Source organism: Nocardia sp. NPDC003999 (genome assembly GCF_053604885.1).
Genome location: NZ_JBSGIB010000002.1, coordinates 407000 through 432129, shown reverse-complemented (window position 1 = coordinate 432129; position 25130 = coordinate 407000). Strand labels below are relative to the sequence as shown.

Here is a 25130-nt window from a genome sequence, read left to right as displayed (position 1 = left end):
GCAGCGTGAGCCAGGTGCTACCGGTCTGCCGCAGCGTGAATCGGGCGCGACGGGTCTGCCGTCGCGTGAGCCGGGCGCTACCGGCCTGCCGCAGCGTGAATCGGGTGCTACCGGCCTGCCATCGCGGCAGCCCACGCCCAGCCTGCCGCAGCGCGATGCGGCGCCCACCGGTCTGCCGCAGCGTGAACCCGGCAACGGTCTGCCGCAGCGGGATGCCGGTGCTCACCGTCTGCCGCAGCGTGAGTCCGCCAACGGCTTGACGCAGCGGGAGCCGGGCTCCGGCGCGCTGCCTGCCGTCGGCAACGGTCTGCCGCAACGAGATGCGACGGCGAGCGGTCTGCCGCAGCGTCCGCCAGCGCCGTCGAGCCTTCCGCAGCGCGAGAGCGGGCTGACCGGTCTGCCACAGCGGCAGCCGGGCGCTCAGGCGCCGCAGCGCCAGCCCGTACCGCCGGGTATCGCGCTCCCGCAGCGCGATCGCGGTGGCCAGCACGCCGCGAGCCCAGAGCAGCCTGCCGCCTCGCCGGGGCGCGATCCCGGCAAGCACAGCTTCCGGTCCAACCCGGCCAAGACGGCGTCGTTCTTCCAGACCAGGTTGCAGCCCGCGGACGAGTCGGGAGCGTCGATGGGCGGAACGCCGATCTTCGCCGAGATGATGTCGGCGTGGCTGTCGGATCCCAACACGGATAGGTCCCAGGTGGCTGCCTCCTTCGAATCGCCGGGTGACGAGGGTTGGCAAGCGGCTCGCCGGGCAAGCGAGGCGCAGCCGGAGACGAAAACGGCGGCGGGGTTGCCGCAACGCAATCCGGGCGGAAGGCTTGTCCCCGGCGGCGTCAGCGGTGCGGCGGATCGGGCGCCGCGCCGCGACCCAGAAACGATCAGGTCCAGCTTGAGTCGTCACCAGCAGGGCGTCCGGGATGGCCGCGCAATGAGAGCAATGAACCTAACCGGAGATAAAGGAGACCGATGAACCCCGATCTAGGTGGTACGAATCGTCAGCTGGATTGGCTGGTTTCGAACTTTGCCAACGAGGTTCCTGGCGTAGCCCATGCTGTCCTGGTCTCGGCTGACGGCCTACTCATGGCCGCGAGTGCCCAACTGCCCGTCGACCGCGCCGAACAGCTCTCGGCCGTCACGGCCGGTCTGGCCAGCCTGTCAGTCGGCGTCTCGAACCTGTTCGAGGGCGGCACCGTGCTGCAGTCCGTCGTCGAGATGGAGCACGGTTACCTGCTACTCATGGCTGTCGGCGACGGTTCCTATCTCGCTGTGCTGACCAACACTTCGTGTGACATCGGTCAGGTCGGCTACGAGATGGCTCTGTTGGTCGAGCGGGTTGGCCAGACTGTTCAGGCCACACCACGCGTCACGATGGGTTCCTGATGGTGGGATGGACATAGAAGATCACCGCGTGGGAAGCGTCGAGCCCAGCCTCGTACGGCCGTACTCGCTGACCGCAGGCCGCACCAGGCCCGCGGTCGAGTTGGCGTTGGAGGCTCTCGTCGCATCGCATCCGGTCGCCCTGGAGCGGCAGTTCGAACTGACCAACATCGAGACGTCAATCGTGGAGTTGTGCAGAGAATCGCCGTCCGTTGCCGAGGTAGCAGCCCGATTGGGTATCCCTATCGGGGTGGCCCGTGTGCTCGTGGCCGATTTGATCGAGGCCGGGCACGTGCGCGTTTCGGCGACTTTGAAAGACGATTCCAGCGACGATGAGCGTCGCGAGCTGATCGAAAGGGTTCTCAGTGGACTCCGGCGTATTTGATTCGACGGCGCAGGTCGACACTCGTACCAGTAAGCCAACATCGGCGAAGATCGTGGTCGCGGGTGGCTTCGGCGTCGGGAAGACCACGTTGGTCGGTGCTGTCTCGGAGATCGTTCCGCTGCGCACCGAGGCATTGGTGACCAATGCCAGCGCCGGGATCGACAATCTGACCGGCATCCCGATGAAATCGACCACCACCGTGGCGATGGACTTCGGCCGGATCAGTCTCGCCGACGATCTCGTGTTGTACCTGTTCGGCACGCCCGGCCAGTACCGATTCTGGTTCATGTGGGACGACCTGATCCGGGGCGCCATCGGCGCCGTCGTACTGGTCGACACCCGCAGGCTGGAGGACAGCTTCGCGGCCGTCGACTACTTCGAAGCGCGCGGCCTACCGTTCCTGGTGGCGCTCAACGAATTCGACGACGCGCCGCGTTACCCGATCGAGGACATCCGGCAGGCGCTCGCCGTGCCTGCCGATGTGCCGATCATGTCCATCGACGCCCGTCGCCGGGAGCCGGCCAAGCAGGCCCTGGTCGCGCTCACCGAGTACGCGCTGCGCAAGGTGATGCAGGGCTACTGAGTGCTCGCGCGGCTCGCCGGAGCATTGGGTAGGGCCGGATAGGCTCGCCCGGTGCGTACTTCGGCGCGAGAGTTACTCGAGCAACTGCTCGACAAGAACTCGTTCGTCAGCTGGGACCGGCCGCCGGTGACGGTGGCCGTTTCTCCGCGGTACCGCGATGCCTTGCGGAAGGCGGCCGTCGCGGCGGGCACCGACGAATCGGTGCTCACCGGCGAAGGGCTGCTGCGTGGTCGGCGCGTGGCCGTGATCGCCTGCGAGTTCGGATTTCTGGCCGGCTCGATCGGTGTCGCGGCGGCGGAGCGGATCGTCTCGGCGGTCGAGCGCGCCACCGAACTCGGGCTGCCGTTGGTCGCTTCGCCGACCTCCGGCGGGACCAGGATGCAGGAGGGCACCGTCGCCTTCGTGCAGATGGTGAAGATCGCCGGTGCGGTGGCGGCGCACAAGTCGGCGGGGTACCCCTACGTCGTCTACCTTCGCAACCCGACGATGGGCGGCGTTTTTGCGTCGTGGGGTTCGTTGGGGCACATCACTTTCGCCGAACCTGGGGCGCTCATCGGGTTTCTCGGCCCTCGGGTCTATCAGGCCCTATACGGCAGACCTTTCCCGGAAGGCGTGCAGACCGCGGAGAACCTGTATCGGCGCGGCGTAATCGACGGCGTTCTGACGATTCCGGTCTTCCGCCGTATCTCCCATCGCGCGTTGAGTGTGTTCAGCGGCATCGAATTGCCGGATTCGGCTGCTGGACGGAGTTCCGAGCAGATCGCGGCATCGGAGCCGCACCGGCCGGTATCTGCTCCGCATTCGAACGACGTTGCGACAGAGTCGATTCAGTCCGATGCCGAATGTGATCGCGCCGCGGACGATCGGGTGTGGCGGTCGGTCCTCATCTCCCGCCGCCCGGAGCGTCCCGGCATTCGGGATCTCCTTCGTCATGTGACGCAACGAGTTCCGCTCAGCGGCACCGGTCAGGGCGAGTCCGATCGCACCGCCGTGCTCGCTCTCGGCCGTTTCCGTGGGCAGCCGTGTGTGGTGTTCGGGCACGATCGGCGAGGACAGCAGGGTGAGAACACCATGGGTCCGGCGGCGCTGCGCGAGGCGCGGCGCAGTATGGCGCTTGCTCAGGAGTTGCGGCTGCCTTTGGTTCTGGTCATCGACACCGTAGGCGCGGCGCTGTCGAAGGAGGCCGAGGAACGCGGGCTGGCGCCCGAGATCGCTCGCTGCATAGCCGATCTGGTGACGTTGGATACCCCGACCGTGTCGGTGCTGCTCGGCCAGGGCACCGGCGGCGGCGCGCTGGCGCTGCTGCCCGCCGACCGGGTGCTCGCCGCCACACATGCGTGGCTGGCCCCGCTGCCGCCGGAGGGGGCGAGCGCCATCGTCTTCCGTGACACCGATCATGCTGCGGAATTGGCTGCGGCGCAACGGATCAGCGCCCCTGACCTGCTGGCCGACGGCGTGGTCGACCGGATCGTGCCGGAATTGCCCGACGCGGCGGACGAGCCGGTGGACTTCGCCCGCCGGATGGTCGCCGCGATCGCGCACGAACTGGCGGCCTTGCGCGCCCGTCCGGAATCGGAGTTGCCGACGGCTCGGCAGACGCGGTACCGGCGGCTCGGGTTGCCCGGCTCGACGAGCTGACCGCGGTGAACGCGGAAAGTCCGCGGTCCGCAAGCTCCCGTTCCCAGCAAATTACAAGCCAACACACCCGAGTGCGTGATTGACGGTTCGCCGCCACACTTCTACCGTCGGAATGTGACCTTCAAAAGCGAGACCAGCACCGTTCCCTCGATCGTGCTGAACGACGGGAACGTGATCCCGCAGCTCGGCTTCGGCGTGTTCCAAGTGCCCTCCGAGGACGTCTTCTCGGCCGTCACCACTGCGCTCGAGGTCGGCTATCGCAGTATCGATACGGCCGCGATCTACGGAAACGAAGAGGGCACCGGCCGTGCGATCAGGGAATCCGGCCTGCCCAGGGATGAGATCTACGTCACGACCAAGCTGTGGAATGCCGAGCAGGGCTACGACTCCACGCTGCGCGCTTTCGACGCGAGCCTGCAGCGGCTCGGCTTGGACTACCTCGACCTGTACCTCATCCACTGGCCGGTGGCCGAGGCCGACCGCTTCGTGGACACCTTCCGTGCCTTCCAGGCCCTGAAGTCGCATGGCCGGGTGCGGTCGATCGGCGTCTCGAACTTCACGGTCGCGAACATTCAACGGCTCATCGCCGAGACCGGTGAGATCCCGGTGGTGAACCAGGTCGAGCTGCACCCGAGGCTGGCACAACGCGAGCTGCGCGAGTACCACGCGGGCAACGCGATCGCCACCGAGGCGTGGAGCCCGCTCGGGCAGGGCACCTTGCTCGACGAGAGGACCATCTCGGCGGTGGCCGCCGAGGTCGGCCGCACCCCGGCGCAGGTGATCATCCGCTGGCACCTGCAATTGGGCAACATCGTCATTCCCAAGTCGGTCACACCGTCGCGGATCGCCGAGAACTTCGACGTATTCGGTTTCGAGCTGACGCCGGAGCAGATGGACGCGATCAACGGCCTGGATGCCGGTGCGCGCATCGGTCCGGACCCGGACCGGTTCACCTACGGCCTGATCGACTGACCGCGGGAAGCGCCGGGGCCGGTCAGCGCAGTCCGAGGTATTCGGTGAGTTCGAGGGCCGCCGCGCGCCCCGCTCGATTGGCCCCGATCGTGCTGGCCGACGGTCCGTACCCGATCAGGTGGATGCGCGGATCGGCGGCCACACGGGTGGCCAGCCGTCCCGACATGGTGATGCCGCCGCCGGGACCGCGCAGCCGCAGCGGCGCGAGGTGGTCCAGCGCGCTGCGGAAGCCGGTGGCCCAGAGGATCACATCCGCTCGCTGAAAGGTTCCGTCGGCCCACCGCACCCCGTCGGGCTCGATGCGTTCGAACATCGGCAGGCGGGTGAGCGCGCCGCGGGCCCGCGCCGCCCGTAGCCGGTCATCGAGCGGTAGCCCGGTGACCGAGACCACCGATCCCGGCGGCAGCCCACGCCGCACCCGGTCTTCGACCATTGCTACCGCGGCGCGGCCGGCCGCTTCGGTGAAGGTGTTCTCGCGGAAGCGCGGCGGTGTCCTCGTGACCCAGGTCGTCGTGGTGACACGGGAGATCTCGTCGAGCAGCTGGACCGCCGAGATGCCGCCGCCCACCACCACGACGTGCTCGCCCGCGAACTCCTCGGCAGTGCGGTAGTCGTGGGTGTGCAGCTGGCGTCCGGCGAAGGTCTGCGCCCCGGGGTAGTGCGGAACGAACGGACGCTCCCAGGTGCCGGTGCAGTTGATCAGGCCGCGTACCCGGATCGTGCCCGCCGTATCGGTCTCCGCGTTGAGCACCGCACCCCGCTCGGCGGGGGCGCCTTCCTCGGTCCGGTCGCAGACCACGGTGACCGATACCTGCCGGTGCACGCGCAGGTCGAATCGTTTCTCGTACAGCTCGTAGTAGTGCGGCACGGCGGTCGCGGCGGGCACGGACGACGAACCGGGCGGCAAGGTCTCGGCGAACGACATACCGGGCAGATCGTGCACACGGTTGACCGTGTCCAGGGTGAGGGAGGGCCAGCGGAACTGCCAAGCGCCGCCCGGGCCGGGCGACCGATCGACGAGCAGAAAGTGCCGCTCGGGACGCAGTCCGAGGCGCTGGAGGTGGTATCCGGCCGAGAGCCCCGCCTGACCAGCGCCGATCACCAGGATGTCGAAGTCGGTCGGCACAGCCGGTGATCGTATCGCCCGGCGTGGAACGGGTAGTCCGCTGTGGCAGAGTGAAGAGAACAGACGGACCGTTCAGTCGGGGAGGTCGCATGCTCGGGGTCAGCCGCGATGGTGACGTGGTCACCATCGAACTTCAGCGGGAGGAGCGCCGCAACGCGCTCAATCACGAACTCGTGACACTGCTGCGCGAGGCAGTGCTCGCCGCGGTCGCCGACCAGGCCCGGGCCATCGTATTGACCGGGCGGGGCCCGGTGTTCAGCGCGGGCGCCGACTTGTCCGGGGTGTATTCGGACGATTTCCTGTCCGGATTGCTGGAAATGTTGCACGCGATCGAATCGGCCCCGGTCCCGGTGATTTCGGCGATCAACGGCGCCGCGATCGGCGCCGGTGTGCAGTTGGCGCTCGCTTCCGACCTGCGGGTGATCGCGCCGGAGGCGTACATCGCGGTCCCCGCGGCGAAACTGGGCATCACCGTCGATCGGTGGACCGTGCGCAGGCTCGCCGCTTTGATCGGCGGCGGTCCGGCGCGGACGGTGTTGCTGGGGGCCGAGCAGATATCGGCCGACGACGCCTACGCGTTCGGGTTCGCCAACCGGATCGGCACCGTGGCCGACGCGCAGGCTTGGGCCAAGCACATCGCGGCGCTGGCCCCGCTGTCCCTGCGGCACATGAAGCTGGTGCTCAATGACGACGGAACGCGCGATCCGGAAACCGCGCAGCAGCGCGCGGCACTGGAGGCCGCGTGGACGAGCGAGGATGCCAAGGAGGGTCGTTTGGCCAGGCAGGAAAAGCGCCCCGCGAAGTTTGTGGGGCGATGATGGACATCAGACGGATCGCGGGCGCCGCGGCAGGCGCGCTCGGCCTCACCTGGGTGGTGCGGGCGGTGTGGGACATCCCATCGGCGATGGGCGCTTCGATCTCGGCGATCCAGCCGTACGCGGTGGGTGCGACCACCTATCGCGATCGACAGTTCCACAACACCGAGCCCAGTAGCCAAGTGGTCGCCGGTTCGGCTCCCTCGCTGCTGGTCTCGGCGCTGACCCAGCGCAACGTGGGCCGGCCGCGGGGCAGCATCCCATTGCGGACGCCGCAGCAACCGGACACGGCGGCCGCTCTCGCCGTCACCTGGTACGGCCACGCCACGACGTTGATCGAGGTCGACGGGTACCGGATCCTCACCGATCCGGTGTGGAGCGAGCGCGTTTCGCCGTCGCCGCTGGTCGGCCCGGCGCGCATGCATCCCGTGCCGCAGCCGCTGGCCGACCTGCCGCCGATCGACGCGGTACTCATCTCCCACGACCACTACGACCACCTGGACAAGGAGACCGTCCGGGAGTTGGTGGCCCGCCAGAGCGCACCGTTTCTGGTGCCGATCGGTATCGGCGCGCACTTGCGACACTGGGGTGTCCCGGAGGATCGCATCGTCGAATTGGACTGGGGCGGTTCGGTGACGCTCGCCGAGCTCGGCCGGGACCGCGACGGCGTGGATCTGGCGATCACCTGCACGGAGGCACGGCATTTCTCCGGGCGCGGACTGCTGCGCAACACGACGTTGTGGGCCTCGTGGTCGATCGCAGGTCCGACCCGGCGGGCCTACTTCGGCGGCGACACCGGCTTCACCAAGGCGTTCGCCGAGGCGGGTGCGGCGCTCGGCCCGTTCGATCTGACGCTGCTGCCGATCGGCGCCTACGACGAGCGCTGGCCGGACGTGCACATGAATCCCGAGGAGGCGGTCCGGGCACACGCCGACCTGTGCGGCGGGAATCCCGGCCACGGATTGCTGGTGCCCATTCACTGGGCCACCTTCAATCTCGCCTTCCACGGCTGGTCCGAGCCGGTCGCGCGCATGGTGGCCGCGGCGCGGGCGGCGGGCACCGACGTCGCGGTGCCGATGCCGGGACAGCGTGTGGACCCGTCGAGCGCCCCACCCGCGGATACGTGGTGGGAGAATATCGGCTGAACGACTCCGGACAATCGGCGACAGGAAGGATCACGGCGATGAGTTTCGCGGATACGGTCAAGGGCCTGGTCGACAAGGGGAAGGACGCGGCGGCCAAGAACGCAGGCAAGATCAATCAAGCGGTCGACAAGGCCGGTGACTTCATCGATCAGAAGACGCACGGCAAGTACTCGGACCAGATCGCCAAGGGCAAAGAGGCCGCCAAGAAGGTGGTTCCGCCGGATCAGTCCGGACCGCACGCCTGATCCCACGGCGGAGGCCGCACCGCGGCCTCCGCCGCTACACTTCGGATATGGCGGCCCGCCGCGAGTTCGGTGGTATCGAGGTTGACCTGAGCAACCTCGACAAGGTGCTGTACCCGGCCACCGGAACGACCAAAGGCGAAGTGATCGCCTATTATTCGGCGATCGCGCCCGCCATGCTGCCGCATATCGCCGGGCGGGCGGTCACCCGGAAACGCTGGCCCAACGGGGTGGACGAACCCTCCTTCTTCGAGAAGAATCTCCCGTCGCACGCGCCCTCCTGGACCGAGCGGCGCACCCTGCGCCATTCCGATCGCAAGGTCGTCTATCCGCTGATCGATTCCGAAGCGGGGCTGGCCTGGCTGGCGCAACAGGCCGCGCTGGAAGTCCATGTGCCGCAGTGGCGTTTCGACGACGACAGCATGGGCCCGGCGACCAGGTTGGTGTTCGACCTGGACCCGGGCAAGGGCGTCGGGCTCGCCGAATGCGCCGAGGTGGCGCTCGCGGTGCGCGAGATGGTCGAGGGCATCGGGCTGCACGCGTTCCCGGTGACCAGCGGCAGCAAGGGAATTCACCTGTACGTGCCGTTGGATCGCGCGCTCAGTTCGGGCGGCGCATCCACGGTGGCGAGACAGGTGGCCACGAATCTGCAACGGCTGCAACCGGACCTGGTCACGGCGACGATGGCGAAGGCGGCGCGCGGCGGCAAGGTCTTCCTGGACTGGAGCCAGAACAACCCGGCCAAGACCACCATCGCGCCCTATTCGATGCGGGGACGGGCCGAGCCGAACGTCGCGGCCCCGCGCACGTGGAAGGAGATCGAGAACCGGAAGAAGCTGCGGCACTTGCGGTTCGACGAGGTACTGGCCAGGTACCGGTCCGACGGCGATCTGCTCGCCGAGCTGGATCCGCGGATCGCGCCGGACGCCTCGTCCTCGCCCGACGCGTTGACCAAGTATCGGTCGATGCGCGATCCGTCCCGCACGCCCGAACCGGTACCCGCCGAGTCGCCCGCGCCGGGGACGAACAACCGCTACGTCGTGCAGGAACATCACGCGCGACGCCTGCACTGGGACGTGCGGCTGGAGCGCGACGGGGTCCTGGTGTCCTGGGCGGTGCCGAAAGGGCCGCCGATCTCCACCGACCAGAACCGTCTGGCCGTGCACACCGAGGACCATCCGATGGAGTATCTCGACTTCCACGGCGCCATCCCGAAAGGCGAGTACGGCGCCGGGGAGATGACGATCTGGGACTCCGGCACCTACGAGACCGAGAAGTGGCGCGACGACGAGGTCATCGTGCGATTCCACGGCAAGCGGCTCAACGGCCGGTACGCGCTGATCCAGACCAACGGCAACCAGTGGCTGATGCATCTGATGCGCGCGCGGAACGGCGCCGAACCGCGGGAGGAGCCGGACGAGCCGCCGGGCCGGATCATCCGTCCGTCGAACGGGCCCGCGACGCTTCCGCGCGGTCTCGCGCCGATGCTCGCGACGCACGGCGAGGTCGCCGAGCTCGGCGCCGACGAGTGGTGCTTCGAGACGAAGTGGGACGGCTTCCGGCTGATCGCCGAGATCGACAACGACGCGCTGACTTTGCGCAGCCGGGCGGGGAACGTGGTGACCGACCGCTACCCCGGTATCGCGGCGTTGCGGCGGGAACTGTCCGCACACCAGGTGGTGCTGGACGGCGAGGCCGTCGTCTTCGACGATCACGGCGTCGCGAATCTCGGTCTGCTGCAAGCCGACGCGGCGCGTGCGGTGTTCGTCGCGTTCGACGTGTTGTACCTGGACGGTACGTCGCTGCTGCGCAAACGATATGCCGATCGCCGCAGGGTCTTGGAGGCGCTCGCGGCGAACGCGCCGTCGCTGGTGGTGCCGCCGCGACTGGACGGCTCGGGCGCCGATGCCCTGCGCTACAGCCAGGAGCACGGGCTGGAGGGCGTGGTCGCGAAACGCAAGGACTCGGTGTACCTACCTGGCAAACGCGGGCACGCCTGGGTGAAGCAGCGCAATTGGCGTACCCAGCGGGTGCTGATCGGCGGGTGGCGGCGCAGCGCGGCGCGGGAGTTCAAGTCGCTGCTGATCGGCATTCCCCACGACGGTCTGCTGTACTACGTCGGCCGGGTCGGGACCGGGTTCAGCGAGCCGGACATGCGGGAGCTGGCCGCGCGGCTGCGCAAGCTGGAACGCAAGACCTCGCCGTTCGACAACGAACTCACCGCCGAAGAACGCAAGGAAGCGGTGTGGGTGACGCCGAAACTCAGTGGCACCGTGCGGTTCATGAACTGGACCGAGATGGGTCGTTTGTGGCATCCCGCATGGCTCGGGCCCGCGCCCGGCGCTGGGTAGGGTTGGGGCGCGGTTGTTCCCAGCTCGAAACGAGGAGTGCACGGTGGACTTCAAGAACCTGGCGGGTAAGGCGATGGACCTGGCCCAGAAGAACGCGGACAAGCTGGACGCGGTCATCGACAAGGCGGGCGACCTCGTCGACGAGAAGACGGGCAACAAGTACTCCGGCCAGGTGGACGCCGCCCAGGACGCGGCCAAGAAAGCCCTGCGGGAGCAGTGATCTTCGAACGGGACCCGGCACCGGCCGGGTCCCCTTCGCGGCTCAGCCCGCGCCCGTGAGCAGCGGGGTGATGGTCGCGATATCGGTGACGAGCGCGTGGCCCTGGAACTCGAAATCGTCGTAAGCCCGCGCCATGGCTTCCTTGTCCCGGCCGCCGACCGCGTCGCTGATCACCACGGGCACGAATCCGAGATCGGTGGAATGCGTGACCGTGGGCGCGATGCCGATCTCCAGCGCGACGCCCGCGATCGCGTAGGCGCCGATGCGCAGGTCGCGCAGCATCGAGGCCAGCGGAGTGCCTTCGAAGGCCGACATCGACGTCTTGTCGAACACCACCTCGTCGGCGCGCGGCCGCAGTTCGGGCACGAGCTCGAAGGCGGGGGTGTCGCGCTGCAGGATGAAGCGCACCTTGTCCACCGAATCCACCTGCTGCCAGCTCATGGCCATCCGCAGCGCGAAGGTTCCGCTGAGCCGCTCGGGCAGGAAGAAATGGCGTAGGAACACCACCGGGTAGCCGCCGGAACGCGCCGCGTCGACCACCCCCACCACCCGCTCGATGATCTCCGGGCCGTCCGGCAACTGGCTGAGCACACCGACCTGCATGTCGTAGACGATCACGGCCATCCGGTCCGGGGCGCACACATCGGCGAGTCCTTCGGGGATGTCCAGTCCGTTGCCATGCCGCATGCTCGGCTACTCCTCTTCGTTGCGCTCGCGCTGCGGGCGGGGTCGCGCCGGACAGCTATTCGCTTGCGCTGGGGGTGTTTTGGCCAACACTGTAACCAGCCGCACGGACAGCGGCGGCGGTGGGTGTGACCTGCGATAGACCGTTGCCGGGTCGGTCGGCCCGGCAGTACCGTGGAAAGCCTGGAGGTCAGGTGAGCCGCCGCTGACCGCGCCGGGACATCTGCCGCCTCGCCGGAACTGGGGAGGCTCTGATGAAGGACGCCGATGCAGTGCCTGTCATCGCGCAGGCGCGCGACCGATCTGTGTGCACGACGATCCCGCGGGTTCTGCTGGCCGCTTTGCTCGTGCTGGCCGCCTGTCTGGCCGCCGCACCTGCGGCACACGCCGAGCTACCACCGCCGGATCGCGACCCGTTCTACGCCGCCCCCGCGGATCTCGCGCGCTACCACGACGGCGCCGTGCTGGATTCCCGGCCGATCGCGTTGTTCGGGTTGCCCCTGCCGATTTCGGCATGGCAGGTGAAATACCGCAGCACCGACTCGAGCGAAGATCCCGTCGCCGACGTGGCGACCGTGCTGGTCCCGATGCTGCCGTGGTTCGGGCCCGGCTCCCGGCCGCTGCTGTCGTATCAGGTGGCCGAGGACAGTCTCGGCACGCGCTGCGCGCCGTCGTTCGCGCTGCGCGGCGGCTGGGATTCCGGCGCGGTGAACACGCTGATCGACACGCCGTTCATGGCGGAGGCGCTACGCCGCGGGTGGGCGGTGGTGGTCAGCGACTACGAGGGGCCGCGGTCCCGCTTCCTGGATGGCGTTAACTCCGGACGCGGCGTGCTGGACGGCATCCGGGCGGCCCGTGATCTCCCGCAAGCCGGGCTCGGGCCCGCGACGCCCATCGGCACCTGGGGCTACTCCGGCGGAGCGTTCGCCACGCTGTGGGCCGCGCAGCTGCAGCCGTGGTACGCGCCGGACGTCCGATTCGCGGGCATCACTTCCGGCGGGATCCCCGCGGATTGGCCCGCCATAGCCGCCGACGCGGACGGCACCATCCAGACCGGGCTCGCTTTGCTCATCCTGTTCGCGCTCGCCCGCAACGATCCTGCCGGGGGCGTGCTGGACTTGCTCAACGAGCAGGGGCTCGCGGCGCTGGTGGAGAACGGCGCGGCCTGCGGGTCCGATCTGGTGCCGATATACGCGGGCGCGCAGGTCGCCGACTTCGCCGCTGTGCCCGATGTGTTCTCGCACCCGGCATTTCGCGCCGCCACCGAAGTCGAGGAACTCGGCGGCAGCGCGCCGGAGGCGCCGATGTACCTGTACCACAGCCGCACCGACGACGTGATCCCCGTAGCGGGTTTCACCGACTTGGTCGGCCGGTACTGCGCCCTGGGCGCGACCGTCACCTCGGTGCACTCGATGCTGCCCACCCACAACCCGACGGCGATCGGTGAGGCGCCGGGCGCGATGAACTTCCTCGCCGACCGGTTCGCCGGTCTGCCGGCGGCTCCTGGATGCCATGAGCGGTAGGGGGACGACCGCCTCGAAGGTCGACCGCGGTACTCCCGGCGATGGAGCCGGATGTGTGATCGCGAGTCGCGGCATCGCGTCCGGGCGGCACCGACTGGTGCGCACAGACGAGAGCGCACCGGATCCCGGCCGATTCGGTGCGCGTCGTGCTCGCTGGCGTCGGTCAGTTCTGCGAACGCCCGGTGGTGTCCATCCACTTGGTGGTGCCGGGCTGGGCGGCCAGCGTGCTGATCAGATCGATGCCCGCGATGATCAAGGCCGGACCGCCGACGACGATCGTGCCGATGATGCCGCCGATGCCCGCACCGGCGACCACGGTGCCGATTCCGATGGGACCGCCGATGAGGCCGGTCAATCCGACGAGCGCGCCGATGACCGTGCCGATGAACCCGCCGACCGCGGTGGCGATGCCGAATTGCGACAGGAAGGCATCCATCGCGCGCTGGTTCTCGAACGGCGACGCGACCGGCGTTGCCGCCGGGTGAGCCTGCGCCGCGTCCTTGACGACGGTCAGTTCCAGTACGCGGCCCGCGTCCCGCACGAGGTGGGGCATGGGGTATTCGAGCCCCTCCTGGCGGAAGGCGAGCGGCAGCGTGACCGCGACATTGCCTGCGGCGTCTTTGATGTCCACGGCGTCGCCGCGCACGTCGAACGTGCCTGCGGTGAGTGTCGTGACGATCTTGTCGCCGACCAGCTGGGCTTGGTACCCGATATCCGGGACCGGTGCCGCAGCCGGTTCCGCGTGCGCGACGCCTGCCCCGACCGTGAGTGCGGCGACGAGTGGAGCGGCGGCGGCGGTGACTCTCCGGAGAATCATTCTCGGTATCCAATCTTCATCAGGTTACAAGCATTAGAGAACGCGACACACGCCGAAATTCCTTCCCCCGCCGACGTGTCCATCCGTGATGTGATCCAAAAGACAGTTACTTCCGAGTGATAACTGTACTGTGGCCCTTGGGGTTTGGGACACGATTTCAGAGGGTATTCTTTCGACTTTTGCTACCTGATGAGTTATAGCTATCAGCTATTCATTCGTGCGGGTCCGGGGTGCTCTGATCGCACCGGTCGGTTCCGCGCGGGTGGATGAAGGTGTAATGCGCCGAATCGGGGCATCGATTCCGAGCCTTTCACATCGCGTCGCCGATAGGTGTAAGCCGCAGTACCACAAGGGCTTTCGCTGGTGTCGCACTGGGGCGTGGCAGCACGTCCTGGTCGCGGGGGTGCGACTGCGAACCGGGTGACCCAGCCGGTGGTACTGATCGGTGCTCTGTGCGCCGTATCGGAGCCGGCTGCTATGCGTTCGAGACGTATGCGTTGTGCGCGAGGCGCATCCGGGGTCCCCTGCGGGGTCTTTTCGAGAGGTACCAGTCGGTCTGCAAATGGTCAGCGAATTGACCTGCCGGAATTCCACCGACGGCCATCAGGGGCCGCAACCGACCAGGATCCCGTTCGACCCCGCATTTACGCCCACCTTTCACCGCGCTCACAGCACCACGTGCAGCGCGATGGAACCGAGACAGACGCCGACTACCAGCACGAGCGCGACAGCGTCGCGCAGGCCGGGTGCACTGGGACGGGCGGTGAGCTGCCCGGTGCCGCCGCGTGCGGTGATCGCCTCACCCAATTCACCGGCGCGGCGGGTGGATACCGCCATGGCGGCGGTGAGGATGTCGATGAGCGGGTTGTCGGCCGCGCGGGCGATCATGCCGTCCTTCGGGCGCAGCCTGCGAGCGGCACGTAGCACCCGGATCTCCTCCATGAGCAGCGGCAGACCGCGGAAGGTGAGCGCGACGACGACAGCCCATTCGTCCACCGGAATCCGGAGCCGGCGCAACGGCGCGCCCAGCTTGGCCAGGGCGGGCGCGATGTCGCCCATCGGCGTGGTCCACGCGATGAGGAAGGAGGCCGCCACCAGGATCAGGCCGAAGGCCAGAACCTGGGCATAGCGCAGTACCGCCGTGCCGCCGACCGGCACGTTGATCAGGGCTCCCGCGCCGAGCAGCGCCCAGAACCACCACGGCAGCCGTGGCAGAGTGCCCAGCGGCAGCCGGGCGACCGCGCCCACGAAGACGAGGAACGCCGCCATCACACCGAGCACCGGCCAGGACGGCAGGAACATCAGCAGCAGGCTGATCAGGAACACCCCGATCATCTTGGTGCCCGCCCACAACCGGTGGACCGGACTGTCGACCGGGACCTGACGCAGCAGAACGGTGCTCATCATCGACCTCCGTGCTCGAGCCGCCACGCGGTCTCTCCGGGCGCGCGCACCGGGTTCCGTCCGGAATCGGCTCGCGTGGCGGAGTCACTCGGCACCGGCGCTGTCTGCCGCGCCGATTCCGCTCCCAGAATGCGTCCCGACTGCAATCGCACCGTCCGGTCGCACACCGCCGCCATGTCGGCCACGTCGTGCGATATGACGATCAGCGTCAAGCCGGAATCCCGTAACCGCGCGAGCAGTTCCACGATGTCGGCCCGGCCCTCCGGGTCGAGACCGGCCAGCGGCTCGTCGAGCACGACCACTTGGGGATGGCTGGCCACGATCGCCGCGAGCACCACTCGCTTGGCCTGGCCGCCGCTGAGTTCCTCGACCGAGCGCGCGGCCAGCGAACGGTCCAGCCCGACCGCGTCCAGCGCGCGGCCGACCGCGCCAGAGCCGGTCGCGCGACCGCCCCAGTCCGCGATCTCCGCGCCGACGGTCTGCTTCTGCAGTTGCAGCCGGGAGTGCTGGAACGCCAGTCCGACCCGGCCGATCTGCTTGCCGATCGGCTTTCCGCGCAGCTCGCACCGACCCGAACTCGGTTCGATCAGGCCCGCCATGATCCAGGCCAGGGTCGATTTGCCCGAGCCGTTCCCGCCGACGATCAGCAGGGCCTCGCCCTGGCACACGGACAGGTCGACGCCGTGCAGGGCGGGCGCCTCCCACGGCGTCGCGCGGTTGTAGGTGTGCCGGACGTCGCGCAGTTCGAGGACCGGCGCGCCCATCGGCCTGCGTCGCGTGTCCTGCGCCGGACGCGGCCACGCCGGCAGATGCGCCACGGTGCGTCCCCCGGCCAGGTGCACCACCCGGTCGGCGACCGCGGCGTCGGCCTCGTGGTGGGTCACCAGCACCACGGCCATCGAGTGTCGTTTCGGCAGCGAGGCAAGCAGCTCCACCAGTTCCCGCCGCCCGTCCGGATCGATCATCGAGGTCGCCTCGTCGGCGATCAGCAGCGCGGGCCGCCGGGCCAGCGCGGCGGCGACCGCCAACCGCTGTTGCTGTCCGCCCGAGAGCGTGGCGGTCTCCTTCGCCCCCATTCCGGCGAGCCCGACCTCGCCGAGCAGTGCGTCGACATCCACCGCGGCGGCGAGATCGGTGGGCAATCCCCACACGACGTCATCGGCGACGAGCACGCCCAAGGTCTGGCTCTCCGGTCGCTGCAACACCAGCGCCGTCCCGCCGAGTCTGCCGAGCCCGGCCGACCCGGGCCGCTGCGCCGACCCCGAGGTGGGCGGCAGCCCGGCCAGCAAGCGGGTCAGCGTGGACTTGCCCGAACCGTTGTGCCCGACCACGGCGACGAATTCGCCGACCCGAACGGTCAGATCGATACCGCTCAGCGCATCGCGCGCCGCTCCGGGATAGCGGAAACCCGCGTCGCGCAGCGTGACCGGAAGCGGATCGACGGGCCGGTCGTCTTGCGGCGCGTCGAGCCGGTCCCGGCCGGGCAGCCAGGCCAGCCGGTCCAGCACCGAGCCGAGTACGTACCAGGAGAAGACGCCGGTGGCCGCCATGCCGAGCGCGACGCTGCCGCCGACCCACGCCCACCACCAGCGCAGCACCGAGTCGGTCAGGTCCGCGGCGAGCTGCCCGAGCGGGGCAAGCTGCTCTTGGCGCGCCGCGAGATCCTGGAAGCCGCGCGACGCGTTGCGGATGTTGTCGAACAGCAGTTCGCGGGTGGTCGACAGCAGGGCAAGCGACCCGACGGCGAACGCGGCCCAGGCCAGCCCGGCGAGCAAGGAGAGCCCGAACGCGGCGACGACACCGCCGCCACGCCGCTTCACGGCGCCGATGATCCCGCCCACGGTGGCCGAGGCGACCAGCGCCGTCGCGGACGCCATGCCCGCGGCGACGAAAGTGACCAGCGTCGCCGCGATCGTCGCGGTGACCAGGGCGCGCAGCCGGAAACGATGCGCGATCAGCCCGATCGGGACCGCGCCGACCAGCTGGAGCGCGGCGGCGAACGGGATGACCGATCCGATGGTCACCAGCCCGACGGCGGCTCCGCCCAGCACGGCGCCGGTGGCCAACTCGATCGGACGCAGCGGGCCGCGCACATCCGATCCGCCCGGACGGGCCAGTTCATTCACAGCACAAGTCTGCCAGCCCGGCGGGCGGCGGCGGGTCGAGGCGAATCCGGGCGGGCCCGCTCGCCGAGGCGCGCTCCGTCACGCGACGGGGGTGAGGGTGTAGGCGCTGGGGTCGAAGCGGCGGGTGCGGCGACGATAGCTCGTCTGCGATCCCGGCCAGTTGTTGGTGATGCGGCCCGCGGAGTTGCGGTACCAGCTCGAGCAGAAGTTCCACGGAGTGCGGGCCAGACGCTGCTGGAGCGCGGTGTTGTAATCCTCTTCCAGGTCGGCGCGGACTTCGGCGCAATGGCCGGGGTGGTCGGCGAGCCATTGCACGGCCTGGCGGATGTAGCGGGCCTGCGATTCGATCATGTAGATGATCGAGCCGACGCCGAGATTGGTGTTCGGCCCGTAGACGAGGAAAAGATTCGGAAAGTCCGGCACCGTCATGCCGTAATACGCGTGCGCGCCGTCGGCCCATGCGTCGGCCAGCCTGCGCCCGCCACGACCCCAGATCTCCATCGGCCAGAGGAACTCCGTGCCCTTGAAGCCGGTGCCGTAGATGATCACGTCGGCTTCGTGCGTCGTCCCGTCGGCGGTGCGTACGCCTTGCGGGGTGATCTCGGTGATGGCGGTGGTCTCCACCCGCACGTTGGGCTGGGTGAGCGCGGGGTAGTAGTCGTTGGAGAACAGCGCGCGCTTGCACCCGATGGGGTAGTCCGGGGTGAGTTTGGCTCGCAGCTGCGGGTCCTCGACCTGTTCGGCCAGGTGCCGGGAGGCGATGCGGGCCACGAACCGGGCGATGGCGGGAACCTCGACCAGCCCGAGCGAGATGAACTCCGCGATCGACCACCACCCGAACCGCTCCACCAGCAGCGCGCCCGGCACCCGCGCGAACAGGTTGTGCTGGACCGGCGAGTAGTCGGTGTCGAACTTCGGGACCACCCAGGCCGGTGTGCGCTGGAACAGTGTCAACCGGTCGACTTCGGGCTGGATCTCCGGGATGTACTGAACGGCGCTCGCCCCGGTGCCGACGCAGGCGACGCGTTTGCCGTGGAGGTCGACCTCGTGGTCCCACTCGGCCGAATGGAACGACGGGCCCGCGAAGGTGTCGATGCCGGGTATGGCGGGCAGGGACGGACGCGACAGCTGGCCCACCGCCGAGATCAGCACGTCGACGATCCAGCTCTTGCCGTCGGTGGTGCGCACGGTCCACCGGCCGGTGGCGTCGTCGAATTCGGCGTCGCTGACGCTGGTGCCGAAGCGGATCGCCGAGAGCACGTTGTGACGTTCGGCGACCGCGCGCAGGTAGGCGTGGATGGCGGTCCGTCCCGAGTACCGCTGCGGCCAGTCCGGCTTGGGTTCGAACGAAAACGAGTACAGCGGTGAGGGGACGTCGCAGGCCGCGCCGGGGTAGGTGTTCTCCCGCCACACCCCGCCGATGTCGGCGGCCCGCTCCAGGATGGTGATGTCGTCGAAGCCGTTGCGGCGTAGCTCGATCGCCATGCCGATGCCGCCGAAGCCCGCGCCGATGATGAGTATGGATGGCCGATTGCGCGCTGTCATGTGAGACTCCTCACTACGACCGTAGATGACTCCACTGTAGGAGCCGCGGTGCCGTCGTATAGAGAATTTCGGCCATAATGTCCGCGTGGAGCGGATACAGGATCCGGATATCCGCGATTGGAACTTTCCGCGCGGCGTGGCCAGCGTGGCGCTGATGGTCGGATACGCGGCCGAACACGGCGTGTCCTCGGCGCGCATGCTGCACGGCACCGCGCTCGGTGAGCAGCAATTGCGCGATCCGGACGTCCAGATCGACGCGCACACCGAACTGACGGTCATCCGCAATCTCGTCCGCGAACTCGCCGACCGGCCCGCGCTGGGTGTGGAGGTCGGTCGCCGCTACCGGATCACCACCTTCGGCATCTTCGGCTTCGCCTGCGTCAGCAGCCCGACACTCGGGGAGGCGATCAGCTTCGCGCTGCGTTATCTGGACCTCAGCTTCACCTTCTGCATCCCGGTGGCCGAGTGGGGCGCCAGCGAGTTCGTCGCGGTGGTGCGCGACGAGGCGGTGCCGACGGACGTGCGGCAGTTCCTCGTCGAACGCGACGTCACCGCGATGCACCAGGTGATGAGCGATCTGCTCGGCACACGCCTGCCGCTGACCAGGGCGGAATTCCGTTTTCCCGATCCCGGCTACGCGGAGCGGATCGCCGAGGTGACTCTCGTGCCGCCGCGTTTCGGCATGCCGCACAACCTGTTCGCGATCGAACCGATGCTGCTGGAACAACCGTTGCCGCAGGCCAACGAGCAGACCTGGGCGATGTGCCTGGCGCAGTGCCGGGAACTGGTGCACCGCCGCAGGGCGCGCACCGGCATCGCGGCCGAGGTGCGCGAACGTCTTGTGCCGCGCGGCGGCGCGGACGGATTCGCCGCTCCGCCCGGCATCGACGCCGTGGCGAACGATCTCAACATGAGCACCCGCACGCTGCGGCGGCACCTGGACGCCGCGGGTACCAGCTATCGCGCGCTGCTGGACGAAGTGCGTCGTGCGCTGGCGGAGGAAATGCTCACCGCCACACCGCTATCGGTGAGCGACGTCGCCATCCGTCTCGGCTACGCCGAAGCGTCGACCTTCATCTTCGCCTTCAAACGCTGGACCGGTAACACCCCGGCGGCCTATCGCCGCGAACGTGCCGTCCGGCGTTAGCCCTCTTCGCCGCGGCCGCTCCTGCTGCCGATGTATGCCAACTCGCGAATCTTGCCGACAGCCTTGGGAAACAACTCCACCTCGGCCGGGTGATTGAGCATCGGATCGAAGTAATCCGTGCGGTACTCGGCGGAGTCGGCGGGACGCAGAGTGAGTTCCGCGACTCGCCAAGTCGGCCCGCCGAGGCGGCCCGCGGTGAGGGTGAAGCTGACCAGATCCTCGTCGAGGTGGGCTTGCATCGCCTCCAGCGACGCGGACGCGGGCTGCACGCTGTCCGGCTCGGCGAAGAACCAGGTGGGCGAGGAGTTGCTGATCCGATAGGGCATCAGGCAGCCGTACCGGGCGCTGGCCCAACCGCGCGCGGGGGTGATCACCAACCGGCCCAGCGGTCCCCGGCCGGTGGTGGCCAGCGCGAAATCCCAAGGCTGCTCGTCGCGATCGAGCACGCGGAACGCCAGGCCGAGCACATCGGGCAGGCCGTTCGGCAACCCGATGCCCTTGGACACCCGTGCGATGACCGCGCGATCGCCGCTGCCGAACAGCGGCTCGAATTCGGGCTCCGCGTGCAGACGGCCGGCCAGGTGCAAGCCCGAGGGGTGGAATACCCGCGCGTGCCGGATCCGGGCTCCGGCCGCGAACGCGTTCTTCACCACTGCGGCTGGTAGATCGACCATGGCGGATCCTCCCGGTAGGCGTCGTGTGCCTCCCGATTGCCCCGGCACGTGCCGGGTAAACCGCTGTCAGACCGGCTGCACGCCGATCCGGCCGCCCATCGGAACCGCCCGGAAATGGCTGGTGAGGCGGTGGTCGTCACCGATGACGTGCAGCGCCACCGCCGGGTCAGGCGCGTAGTCCATGACGTGGTCGGGCAGGTCGAGTTCCCACTCGCCGCTGAGCACCGATGCGGTGCTGGGGGCCACCAGCAGCGGGCGTCCCCCAAAGGTGGTCGTCGCGGCGGAGTGCGCGTGCCCGGTGAGTACGCCGACGATCCGGTCGTCACCGGCCACGAGGTCGGCGAACCGTTGCGGATCGGCCAGGGAGATCACGTCGACGATCGGGCTGAACAGGTGCGCGGGCGGGTGGTGCAAGGCGAGCAGGATCGGCTTGCCCGCGGGCGCCGCGTCGAGGACGCCGCCGAGCCAGTCATAGGTCTCGTCCGCGAGCTGCCCGCCCGGCTGCCCCGGAACGCTCGAATCCAGCAGCGCGACGGTGAGATCGCCGATGCGATGCGCGTGGTTGATCGGGGCATCGGAGGCGGGCTCGCCGAGCAGGCTGGTGCGGAAGCCCGCGCGGTCGTCGTGATTGCCCGGGATCGCGTACACCGGGATCTCGCCGTCGAAAGCGGCCTTGGCCTCCGCGAACTGCTCCGGTTTGCCGGAATCGGTGACGTCGCCGGTCACCAGGATGGCGTCCGGCTTGCGGCGCAGCCCCGCGACGAAGTCCATCACCCGCCGCACACGCTGGGCGTTACGGGTGCCGAGATCGAAATGGGTGTCGCTGACCTGAGCAACCAGGATCATCGGCATTCGCTTTCGCTAGGGGTTCGCTGCATTGCGTCAGATTGCGCGCGCGTCGCGTCCGCGGCACCTCATAAGGCTAGTTGACCTGCGCATTACGCGTCGTCATGACGCTCGCCACCGTACGAGCGGTGCTCGTCGCATTGTGTGCTGGATCACATTGCGTGGACTCGTGGGGGGTCAAGTGGCGGGGCGGTCGGACACCGTGTCGGAGAGGGTCCGCAAAGCGCGCAGGAACGCGCTGCGATCCGGCGCGGGCAGCCGCTCGAGCAGTCGGTCCTCCCCGGCCTGGATGTCGCGCTGGGCGCGGTCGCGAAGGGTGCGGCCCGCGTCGGTGAGCGACAGCAGGTTCACCCGGCGGTCCGTGGGGTCCGGTTCGCGTGTGATCAGGCCGCGGCGCTGGAGTTCGTCGAGGACGCCGATGATGCGGGTCTTGTCCGCGCCGATCGCCTTGGCCAGCGCCGCCTGGGTGTAGACAGGTTCGGCGTCGAGGCCGAGCAATACGGAGTAGCCCCACATGGACAGTTCGTGCCGCTCCAGGATGGGCAGTTCGAGGGCCATGAGCGCCCGCCCGAGCGGCACGATCATCGCGGCGAGATCGGGGCGGGCGTTGGACATGGATCGACGATACTGCTTGGCAAATCGTAAGCTTGCGCATATGATAAGCTCATGCTTACTGAATCTGCCGAAGGATTGCGCGACCGGCATGCCCGTTCTGTCCGACTGAGCGTGGACGTCGTCGACCGCGTCCGTCCCGATGCGCTGGACGCCGAGACACCCTGCGCGGGTTGGCGTCTTCGTGACCTGCTGGAACACATGATCACGCAGAACCACGGCTTCGCCGCCGCCGCGCGGGGCAGCGAGGATCTCGATGTCTGGACCGTGCGCGCGTCGGCCGATCCGGTCGCCGACTATCGCGCCTCCGCCGACGACGTCCTCGCCGCGTTCGCCGCCGAGGACGTGCTCGAGCGCTCGCTGCTGCTGCCGGAGATCTTGCCCGACCAGGGGATTCCCGCCGTTCGCGTGATCGGCTTCCACCTCGTTGACAGCGTCGTGCACGCCTGGGATGTCGCGCGCTCGATCGGCGAGACCATCACACCCGATCCCGACGTGGCCGAGGCGGCGCTGGCCATCGCCCTCGCCGTCCCCGATGGTCCGGAGCGCTCCGTCCCGGGCGCGGCTTTCGCACCGGCACTGTCCGTTCCGGAACACACGCCGACCCTCGACCGCATCCTTTCGCTCCTCGGCCGTGCGCCGAGCTGGCCGAACTGATCTGCTCGAGCGGCCCGATAGACCGTTTCTACTCGGTGCATCGGCTCTGTGCACACGGGGCAGACCGCCTGGGGATGACTGTGGACGAACAGCGAGCCGGTATCTGCCGCCGAGCGAGCGCGACGGAGCGGCGACGGTTTGCGTGCTTCGCGATGGCGCCAGTGGTGAGCAGCGACCTCGATGGCACTCGCGCGCTGTTTGCCGCTCTAGGCGAGCGCGCCCCATAGGTGCTGGCTGTGGGCCGATTCCCGTACGGCCCTGGCCGAGATTCGGCGCGGTTATCGTGCCGGGGCACAGTGTCGACGTTCTTCGCAGCGGTCGACGCCCAGGCAACGGGCTGTGCGAAGACCGCATCGGGCGGCCCGGCTAGTCGAGAGTCCGCAACAGGTCGGTTGCGCGTTCCAAGGCCGCCGGGTCGGCGGATTCGTGCAGCGGGGCCCAGAAGCCCGCGTCGGGCTCGGCGGCCAAGACCAGTTCCGGCGGGGTGCGCCAGGAAGCGGTGAGGCCGAGACGCCAGGAATGCAGGTAGGTCCGCGAGGGGGCGCCGGAGCGGTCGAACAGGGGATCGCCGACTATCGGATGGCCGGTCCAGGCCAAATGGACGCGAATCTGGTGGCGACGGCCGGTCACCGGGCGCAGCGCGAGAACGGTATGCGCGGGACCCCGCAGCACCGTCGCGAACCGGGTGAGCGAGGGGTAGTTCTTGGCGGGCAGCAAGTCGGCGTCGTCCACGAACCAGCGGCCCGCCTCCTGACGGATGCTTTCGCGCGGCGCCGCGATCCGCACCCGGTTCTTGCGCCCCACGCTGAGCGGCAGGTCGAATACGCCGGTATCGGGCAGGCCGGTGGCCGCGACGACGGCCAGGTACGCCTTGTCCGCGGTCTGCTTGTTGAACTGCCTGGTCAGCTCGCCGTGGGCGGACAGCTCCTTCGCGAAGAGGATCAAGCCGGAGGTCACCTTGTCGATCCGGTGCACCGGATACAGCGTTTCTCCCTCGGCCGCCGCCAGCTCGACGAGATCGGTGTCGTGGCGCTCGCCCATGACGGAGATCCCGGCGGGTTTGTGCAGGGCGAGAATCGCCGCGTCCTCCTCGACGAGGCAACGCGCGCGTAGCTGTGACCAGTCCTTGTCCACCGGACGAGCCTAGGGCGGCCGTCGGCGTCGGGCGGAGATCGGGGCTATCCGCCGTTCCTGCCGTTGTGGCGCAGCAGGTGCGGACGCAGGCGATTGAAGCCGCGCACTCGGACGCTGCGCAACTGCTTGATCGCGAATGCCGGGTCGCCGTTCAACTCCGTGGCGGCGTGGTCATCGATCAGGACCGTGCCCGGCCGCGCGACGCCGGTGAGCCGGGAGGCGATGTTCACCACCGAACCGTACAGATCCCCGAACCGTTGCAATACCGGGCCGTAAGCGAGGGCGACGCGCAACTCCGGCGTGCCCCCGACCATCATGGTGGACTCTTGGATGGCCAGCGCTATGCGCGCGGCTTCGGCGGCGCTTTCCGTGGCGAACATGACTTCGTCGCCCACGTTCTTGATCACCCATCCGCCGTTCTCGGTGATGGCGGCGGTGGTGGTGGACTCGAACGCCTCGAGCAGCATGGACAGCTCGTCGGGATGCAGATGCCTGGTCAGCCTGGTGTAGCCGACCATGTCGGCAAAACCGACGGCCAGTTCGCGCACCGACTCGCCCGCGCTCGTCCCCGGGTCGAGCGACCGCGACAGCGACGCGGCCAGGTGCCGCCGCCAGGCATAGGTGTTCAGCTGCTCCAATGTGGCTATGGCGCCCTCGGTGGCGGTGCGCACCGTCTCTTCGGGGTCGGCGCCGGGATCGGCTCGGGCGATGCGCTCCTCGATCTCCGCGAGCACCAGGTCGACCTGCCACTCCGCCAGGCGCGCCATCCCTTGGCCGAGCGTGCGCGCGGTCGCCGACTGCTGCCGGGTGTCGGCCGAGGACAAAACGGTCAGCTGCTCGAAGTTGCGCACCGCCGCGACGTCGGCGTCGGTGTAGTCCACCGCCTCGTCACCGATGCTCGACGGAAAACCGAGCGCCATCCACAATCGACGGGTGAGCGCCGTCGTCGTCCCCGACTGTTCGGCGACCTCGGTGCGGTTGTACCGGCGCGCACCGTCGAGCAGATAGGACTCGACGACCGCTTGCACCGACTGGGACCTCTCGCTGGGCACCATGATCGGTACCTTACGGCCCGGATCCGACGAGGCGGCTTCCATTGGGCGAGTTCAC

General features: G+C 68.8%; 25 protein-coding genes. 13 read left to right on the top strand and 12 right to left on the bottom strand.

All coding sequences use genetic code 11. The annotated features are described in order from the left end of the window. On the bottom strand, positions 1-544 hold a 544-nt coding region (locus ACWESM_RS05815; RefSeq protein ID WP_452491041.1), incomplete at its 3' end, for a hypothetical protein. 419 nt (positions 545-963) lie between these two features. On the opposite strand from ACWESM_RS05815, the gene ACWESM_RS05810 reads away from it, so the two are divergent. The 5 genes from ACWESM_RS05810 to ACWESM_RS05790 all read left to right on the top strand — a co-directional run bounded on the left by ACWESM_RS05810 (position 964) and on the right by ACWESM_RS05790 (position 4952). Next, on the top strand, positions 964-1377 hold the full coding sequence (locus tag ACWESM_RS05810) for a roadblock/LC7 domain-containing protein (RefSeq protein ID WP_011207200.1): 414 nt from the start codon (positions 964-966) through the stop codon (positions 1375-1377). Between the two features lie 7 nt (positions 1378-1384). Then, the gene (locus ACWESM_RS05805; RefSeq protein WP_039795171.1) at positions 1385-1759 is read left to right on the top strand and encodes a DUF742 domain-containing protein; all 375 of its coding nucleotides are present in this window, start codon (positions 1385-1387) and stop codon (positions 1757-1759) included. Next, positions 1740-2342: a GTP-binding protein gene (locus tag ACWESM_RS05800; RefSeq protein WP_355074914.1), complete on the top strand. Its 603-nt coding sequence runs from the start codon at positions 1740-1742 to the stop codon at positions 2340-2342. Before ACWESM_RS05805 ends, ACWESM_RS05800 begins: the two co-directional genes overlap by 20 nt. A gap of 51 nt (positions 2343-2393) precedes the next feature. Then, positions 2394-3980, top strand: a complete 1587-nt coding sequence (locus tag ACWESM_RS05795) for a carboxyl transferase domain-containing protein (protein ID WP_452491040.1) — start codon at positions 2394-2396, stop codon at positions 3978-3980. A gap of 114 nt (positions 3981-4094) precedes the next feature. Next, positions 4095-4952, top strand: coding sequence for an aldo/keto reductase (locus ACWESM_RS05790; RefSeq protein WP_355074910.1), 858 nt, complete (start codon positions 4095-4097; stop codon positions 4950-4952). A gap of 22 nt (positions 4953-4974) precedes the next feature. On the opposite strand, the gene ACWESM_RS05785 is transcribed toward ACWESM_RS05790, so the two are convergent. After that, positions 4975-6078 carry an NAD(P)-binding domain-containing protein gene (locus ACWESM_RS05785; protein WP_364424960.1) on the bottom strand — a complete coding sequence of 368 codons (1104 nt, stop codon included), beginning with the start codon at positions 6076-6078 and terminating at the stop codon, positions 4975-4977. Between the two features lie 89 nt (positions 6079-6167). Between ACWESM_RS05785 and ACWESM_RS05780 the strand changes: the two genes are divergently transcribed. The 5 genes from ACWESM_RS05780 to ACWESM_RS05760 are packed head-to-tail and all read left to right on the top strand — an operon-like array spanning position 6168 to position 10851. Further along, complete coding sequence (locus tag ACWESM_RS05780; RefSeq protein WP_355074906.1) at positions 6168-6896, top strand: enoyl-CoA hydratase; 729 nt, start codon at positions 6168-6170, stop codon at positions 6894-6896. Next, positions 6896-8038 carry an MBL fold metallo-hydrolase gene (locus ACWESM_RS05775; RefSeq protein ID WP_412805369.1) on the top strand — a complete coding sequence of 381 codons (1143 nt, stop codon included), beginning with the start codon at positions 6896-6898 and terminating at the stop codon, positions 8036-8038. The genes ACWESM_RS05780 and ACWESM_RS05775 overlap by 1 nt, the downstream gene beginning before the upstream one ends. Before the next feature lie 38 nt (positions 8039-8076). Beyond that, positions 8077-8283: an antitoxin gene (locus ACWESM_RS05770; protein WP_355074902.1), complete on the top strand. Its 207-nt coding sequence runs from the start codon at positions 8077-8079 to the stop codon at positions 8281-8283. A 47-nt stretch (positions 8284-8330) separates the two neighbouring features. Then, complete coding sequence (locus ACWESM_RS05765) at positions 8331-10631, top strand: ATP-dependent DNA ligase (protein WP_452491039.1); 2301 nt, start codon at positions 8331-8333, stop codon at positions 10629-10631. A 43-nt stretch (positions 10632-10674) separates the two neighbouring features. Further along, positions 10675-10851 (top strand): antitoxin, encoded by a 177-nt coding sequence (locus tag ACWESM_RS05760; RefSeq protein ID WP_355074898.1) that lies wholly within the window; start codon positions 10675-10677, stop codon positions 10849-10851. A gap of 42 nt (positions 10852-10893) precedes the next feature. Here the strand turns inward: ACWESM_RS05760 and ACWESM_RS05755 are convergent, their stop codons facing one another. Next, positions 10894-11538, bottom strand: coding sequence for a cysteine hydrolase family protein (locus ACWESM_RS05755; RefSeq protein WP_355074896.1), 645 nt, complete (start codon positions 11536-11538; stop codon positions 10894-10896). 251 nt (positions 11539-11789) lie between these two features. Between ACWESM_RS05755 and ACWESM_RS05750 the strand changes: the two genes are divergently transcribed. Next, the gene (locus ACWESM_RS05750; RefSeq protein ID WP_397275032.1) at positions 11790-13058 is read left to right on the top strand and encodes a lipase family protein; all 1269 of its coding nucleotides are present in this window, start codon (positions 11790-11792) and stop codon (positions 13056-13058) included. 163 nt (positions 13059-13221) lie between these two features. On the opposite strand, the gene ACWESM_RS05745 is transcribed toward ACWESM_RS05750, so the two are convergent. The 4 genes from ACWESM_RS05745 to ACWESM_RS05730 form a co-directional block, all read right to left on the bottom strand. Next, entirely contained in the window at positions 13222-13875 is a 654-nt protein-coding gene (locus tag ACWESM_RS05745; protein WP_452491038.1) for an ammonium transporter, read from the bottom strand. Between the two features lie 666 nt (positions 13876-14541). Next, positions 14542-15279, bottom strand: coding sequence for an energy-coupling factor transporter transmembrane component T family protein (locus tag ACWESM_RS05740; RefSeq protein ID WP_355074890.1), 738 nt, complete (start codon positions 15277-15279; stop codon positions 14542-14544). Beyond that, the gene (locus ACWESM_RS05735) at positions 15279-17405 is read right to left on the bottom strand and encodes an ATP-binding cassette domain-containing protein (RefSeq protein WP_397275029.1); all 2127 of its coding nucleotides are present in this window, start codon (positions 17403-17405) and stop codon (positions 15279-15281) included. The genes ACWESM_RS05740 and ACWESM_RS05735 overlap by 1 nt, the downstream gene beginning before the upstream one ends. A gap of 78 nt (positions 17406-17483) precedes the next feature. After that, a complete protein-coding gene (locus ACWESM_RS05730) occupies positions 17484-18950 on the bottom strand; it encodes a flavin-containing monooxygenase (RefSeq protein ID WP_356963725.1) in 1467 nt (488 codons plus the stop codon). Between the two features lie 85 nt (positions 18951-19035). Between ACWESM_RS05730 and ACWESM_RS05725 the strand changes: the two genes are divergently transcribed. After that, positions 19036-20097 (top strand): AraC family transcriptional regulator, encoded by a 1062-nt coding sequence (locus ACWESM_RS05725; protein WP_355074884.1) that lies wholly within the window; start codon positions 19036-19038, stop codon positions 20095-20097. Here the strand turns inward: ACWESM_RS05725 and ACWESM_RS05720 are convergent. The 3 genes from ACWESM_RS05720 to ACWESM_RS05710 all read right to left on the bottom strand — a co-directional run bounded on the left by ACWESM_RS05720 (position 20094) and on the right by ACWESM_RS05710 (position 22232). Beyond that, positions 20094-20771 carry a phosphodiesterase gene (locus ACWESM_RS05720; RefSeq protein WP_355074882.1) on the bottom strand — a complete coding sequence of 226 codons (678 nt, stop codon included), beginning with the start codon at positions 20769-20771 and terminating at the stop codon, positions 20094-20096. The two genes, ACWESM_RS05725 and ACWESM_RS05720, sit on opposite strands and share 4 nt — an antisense overlap. Positions 20772-20837: 66 nt before the next feature. Continuing rightward, on the bottom strand, positions 20838-21623 hold the full coding sequence (locus tag ACWESM_RS05715) for a metallophosphoesterase (RefSeq protein WP_355074880.1): 786 nt from the start codon (positions 21621-21623) through the stop codon (positions 20838-20840). 171 nt (positions 21624-21794) lie between these two features. Then, positions 21795-22232 (bottom strand): MarR family winged helix-turn-helix transcriptional regulator, encoded by a 438-nt coding sequence (locus tag ACWESM_RS05710; protein ID WP_355074878.1) that lies wholly within the window; start codon positions 22230-22232, stop codon positions 21795-21797. Between the two features lie 51 nt (positions 22233-22283). Here ACWESM_RS05710 and ACWESM_RS05705 point away from each other — a divergent pair, with 51 nt between their 5' ends. Further along, positions 22284-22886: a TIGR03086 family metal-binding protein gene (locus ACWESM_RS05705; protein WP_452491037.1), complete on the top strand. Its 603-nt coding sequence runs from the start codon at positions 22284-22286 to the stop codon at positions 22884-22886. 366 nt (positions 22887-23252) lie between these two features. Here the strand turns inward: ACWESM_RS05705 and ACWESM_RS05700 are convergent, their stop codons facing one another. Further along, positions 23253-24020, bottom strand: a complete 768-nt coding sequence (locus ACWESM_RS05700) for an RluA family pseudouridine synthase (RefSeq protein ID WP_356963730.1) — start codon at positions 24018-24020, stop codon at positions 23253-23255. Between the two features lie 44 nt (positions 24021-24064). Further along, positions 24065-25075, bottom strand: coding sequence for an adenylate/guanylate cyclase domain-containing protein (locus ACWESM_RS05695; protein WP_364424945.1), 1011 nt, complete (start codon positions 25073-25075; stop codon positions 24065-24067). Positions 25076-25130 lie beyond the last annotated feature (55 nt).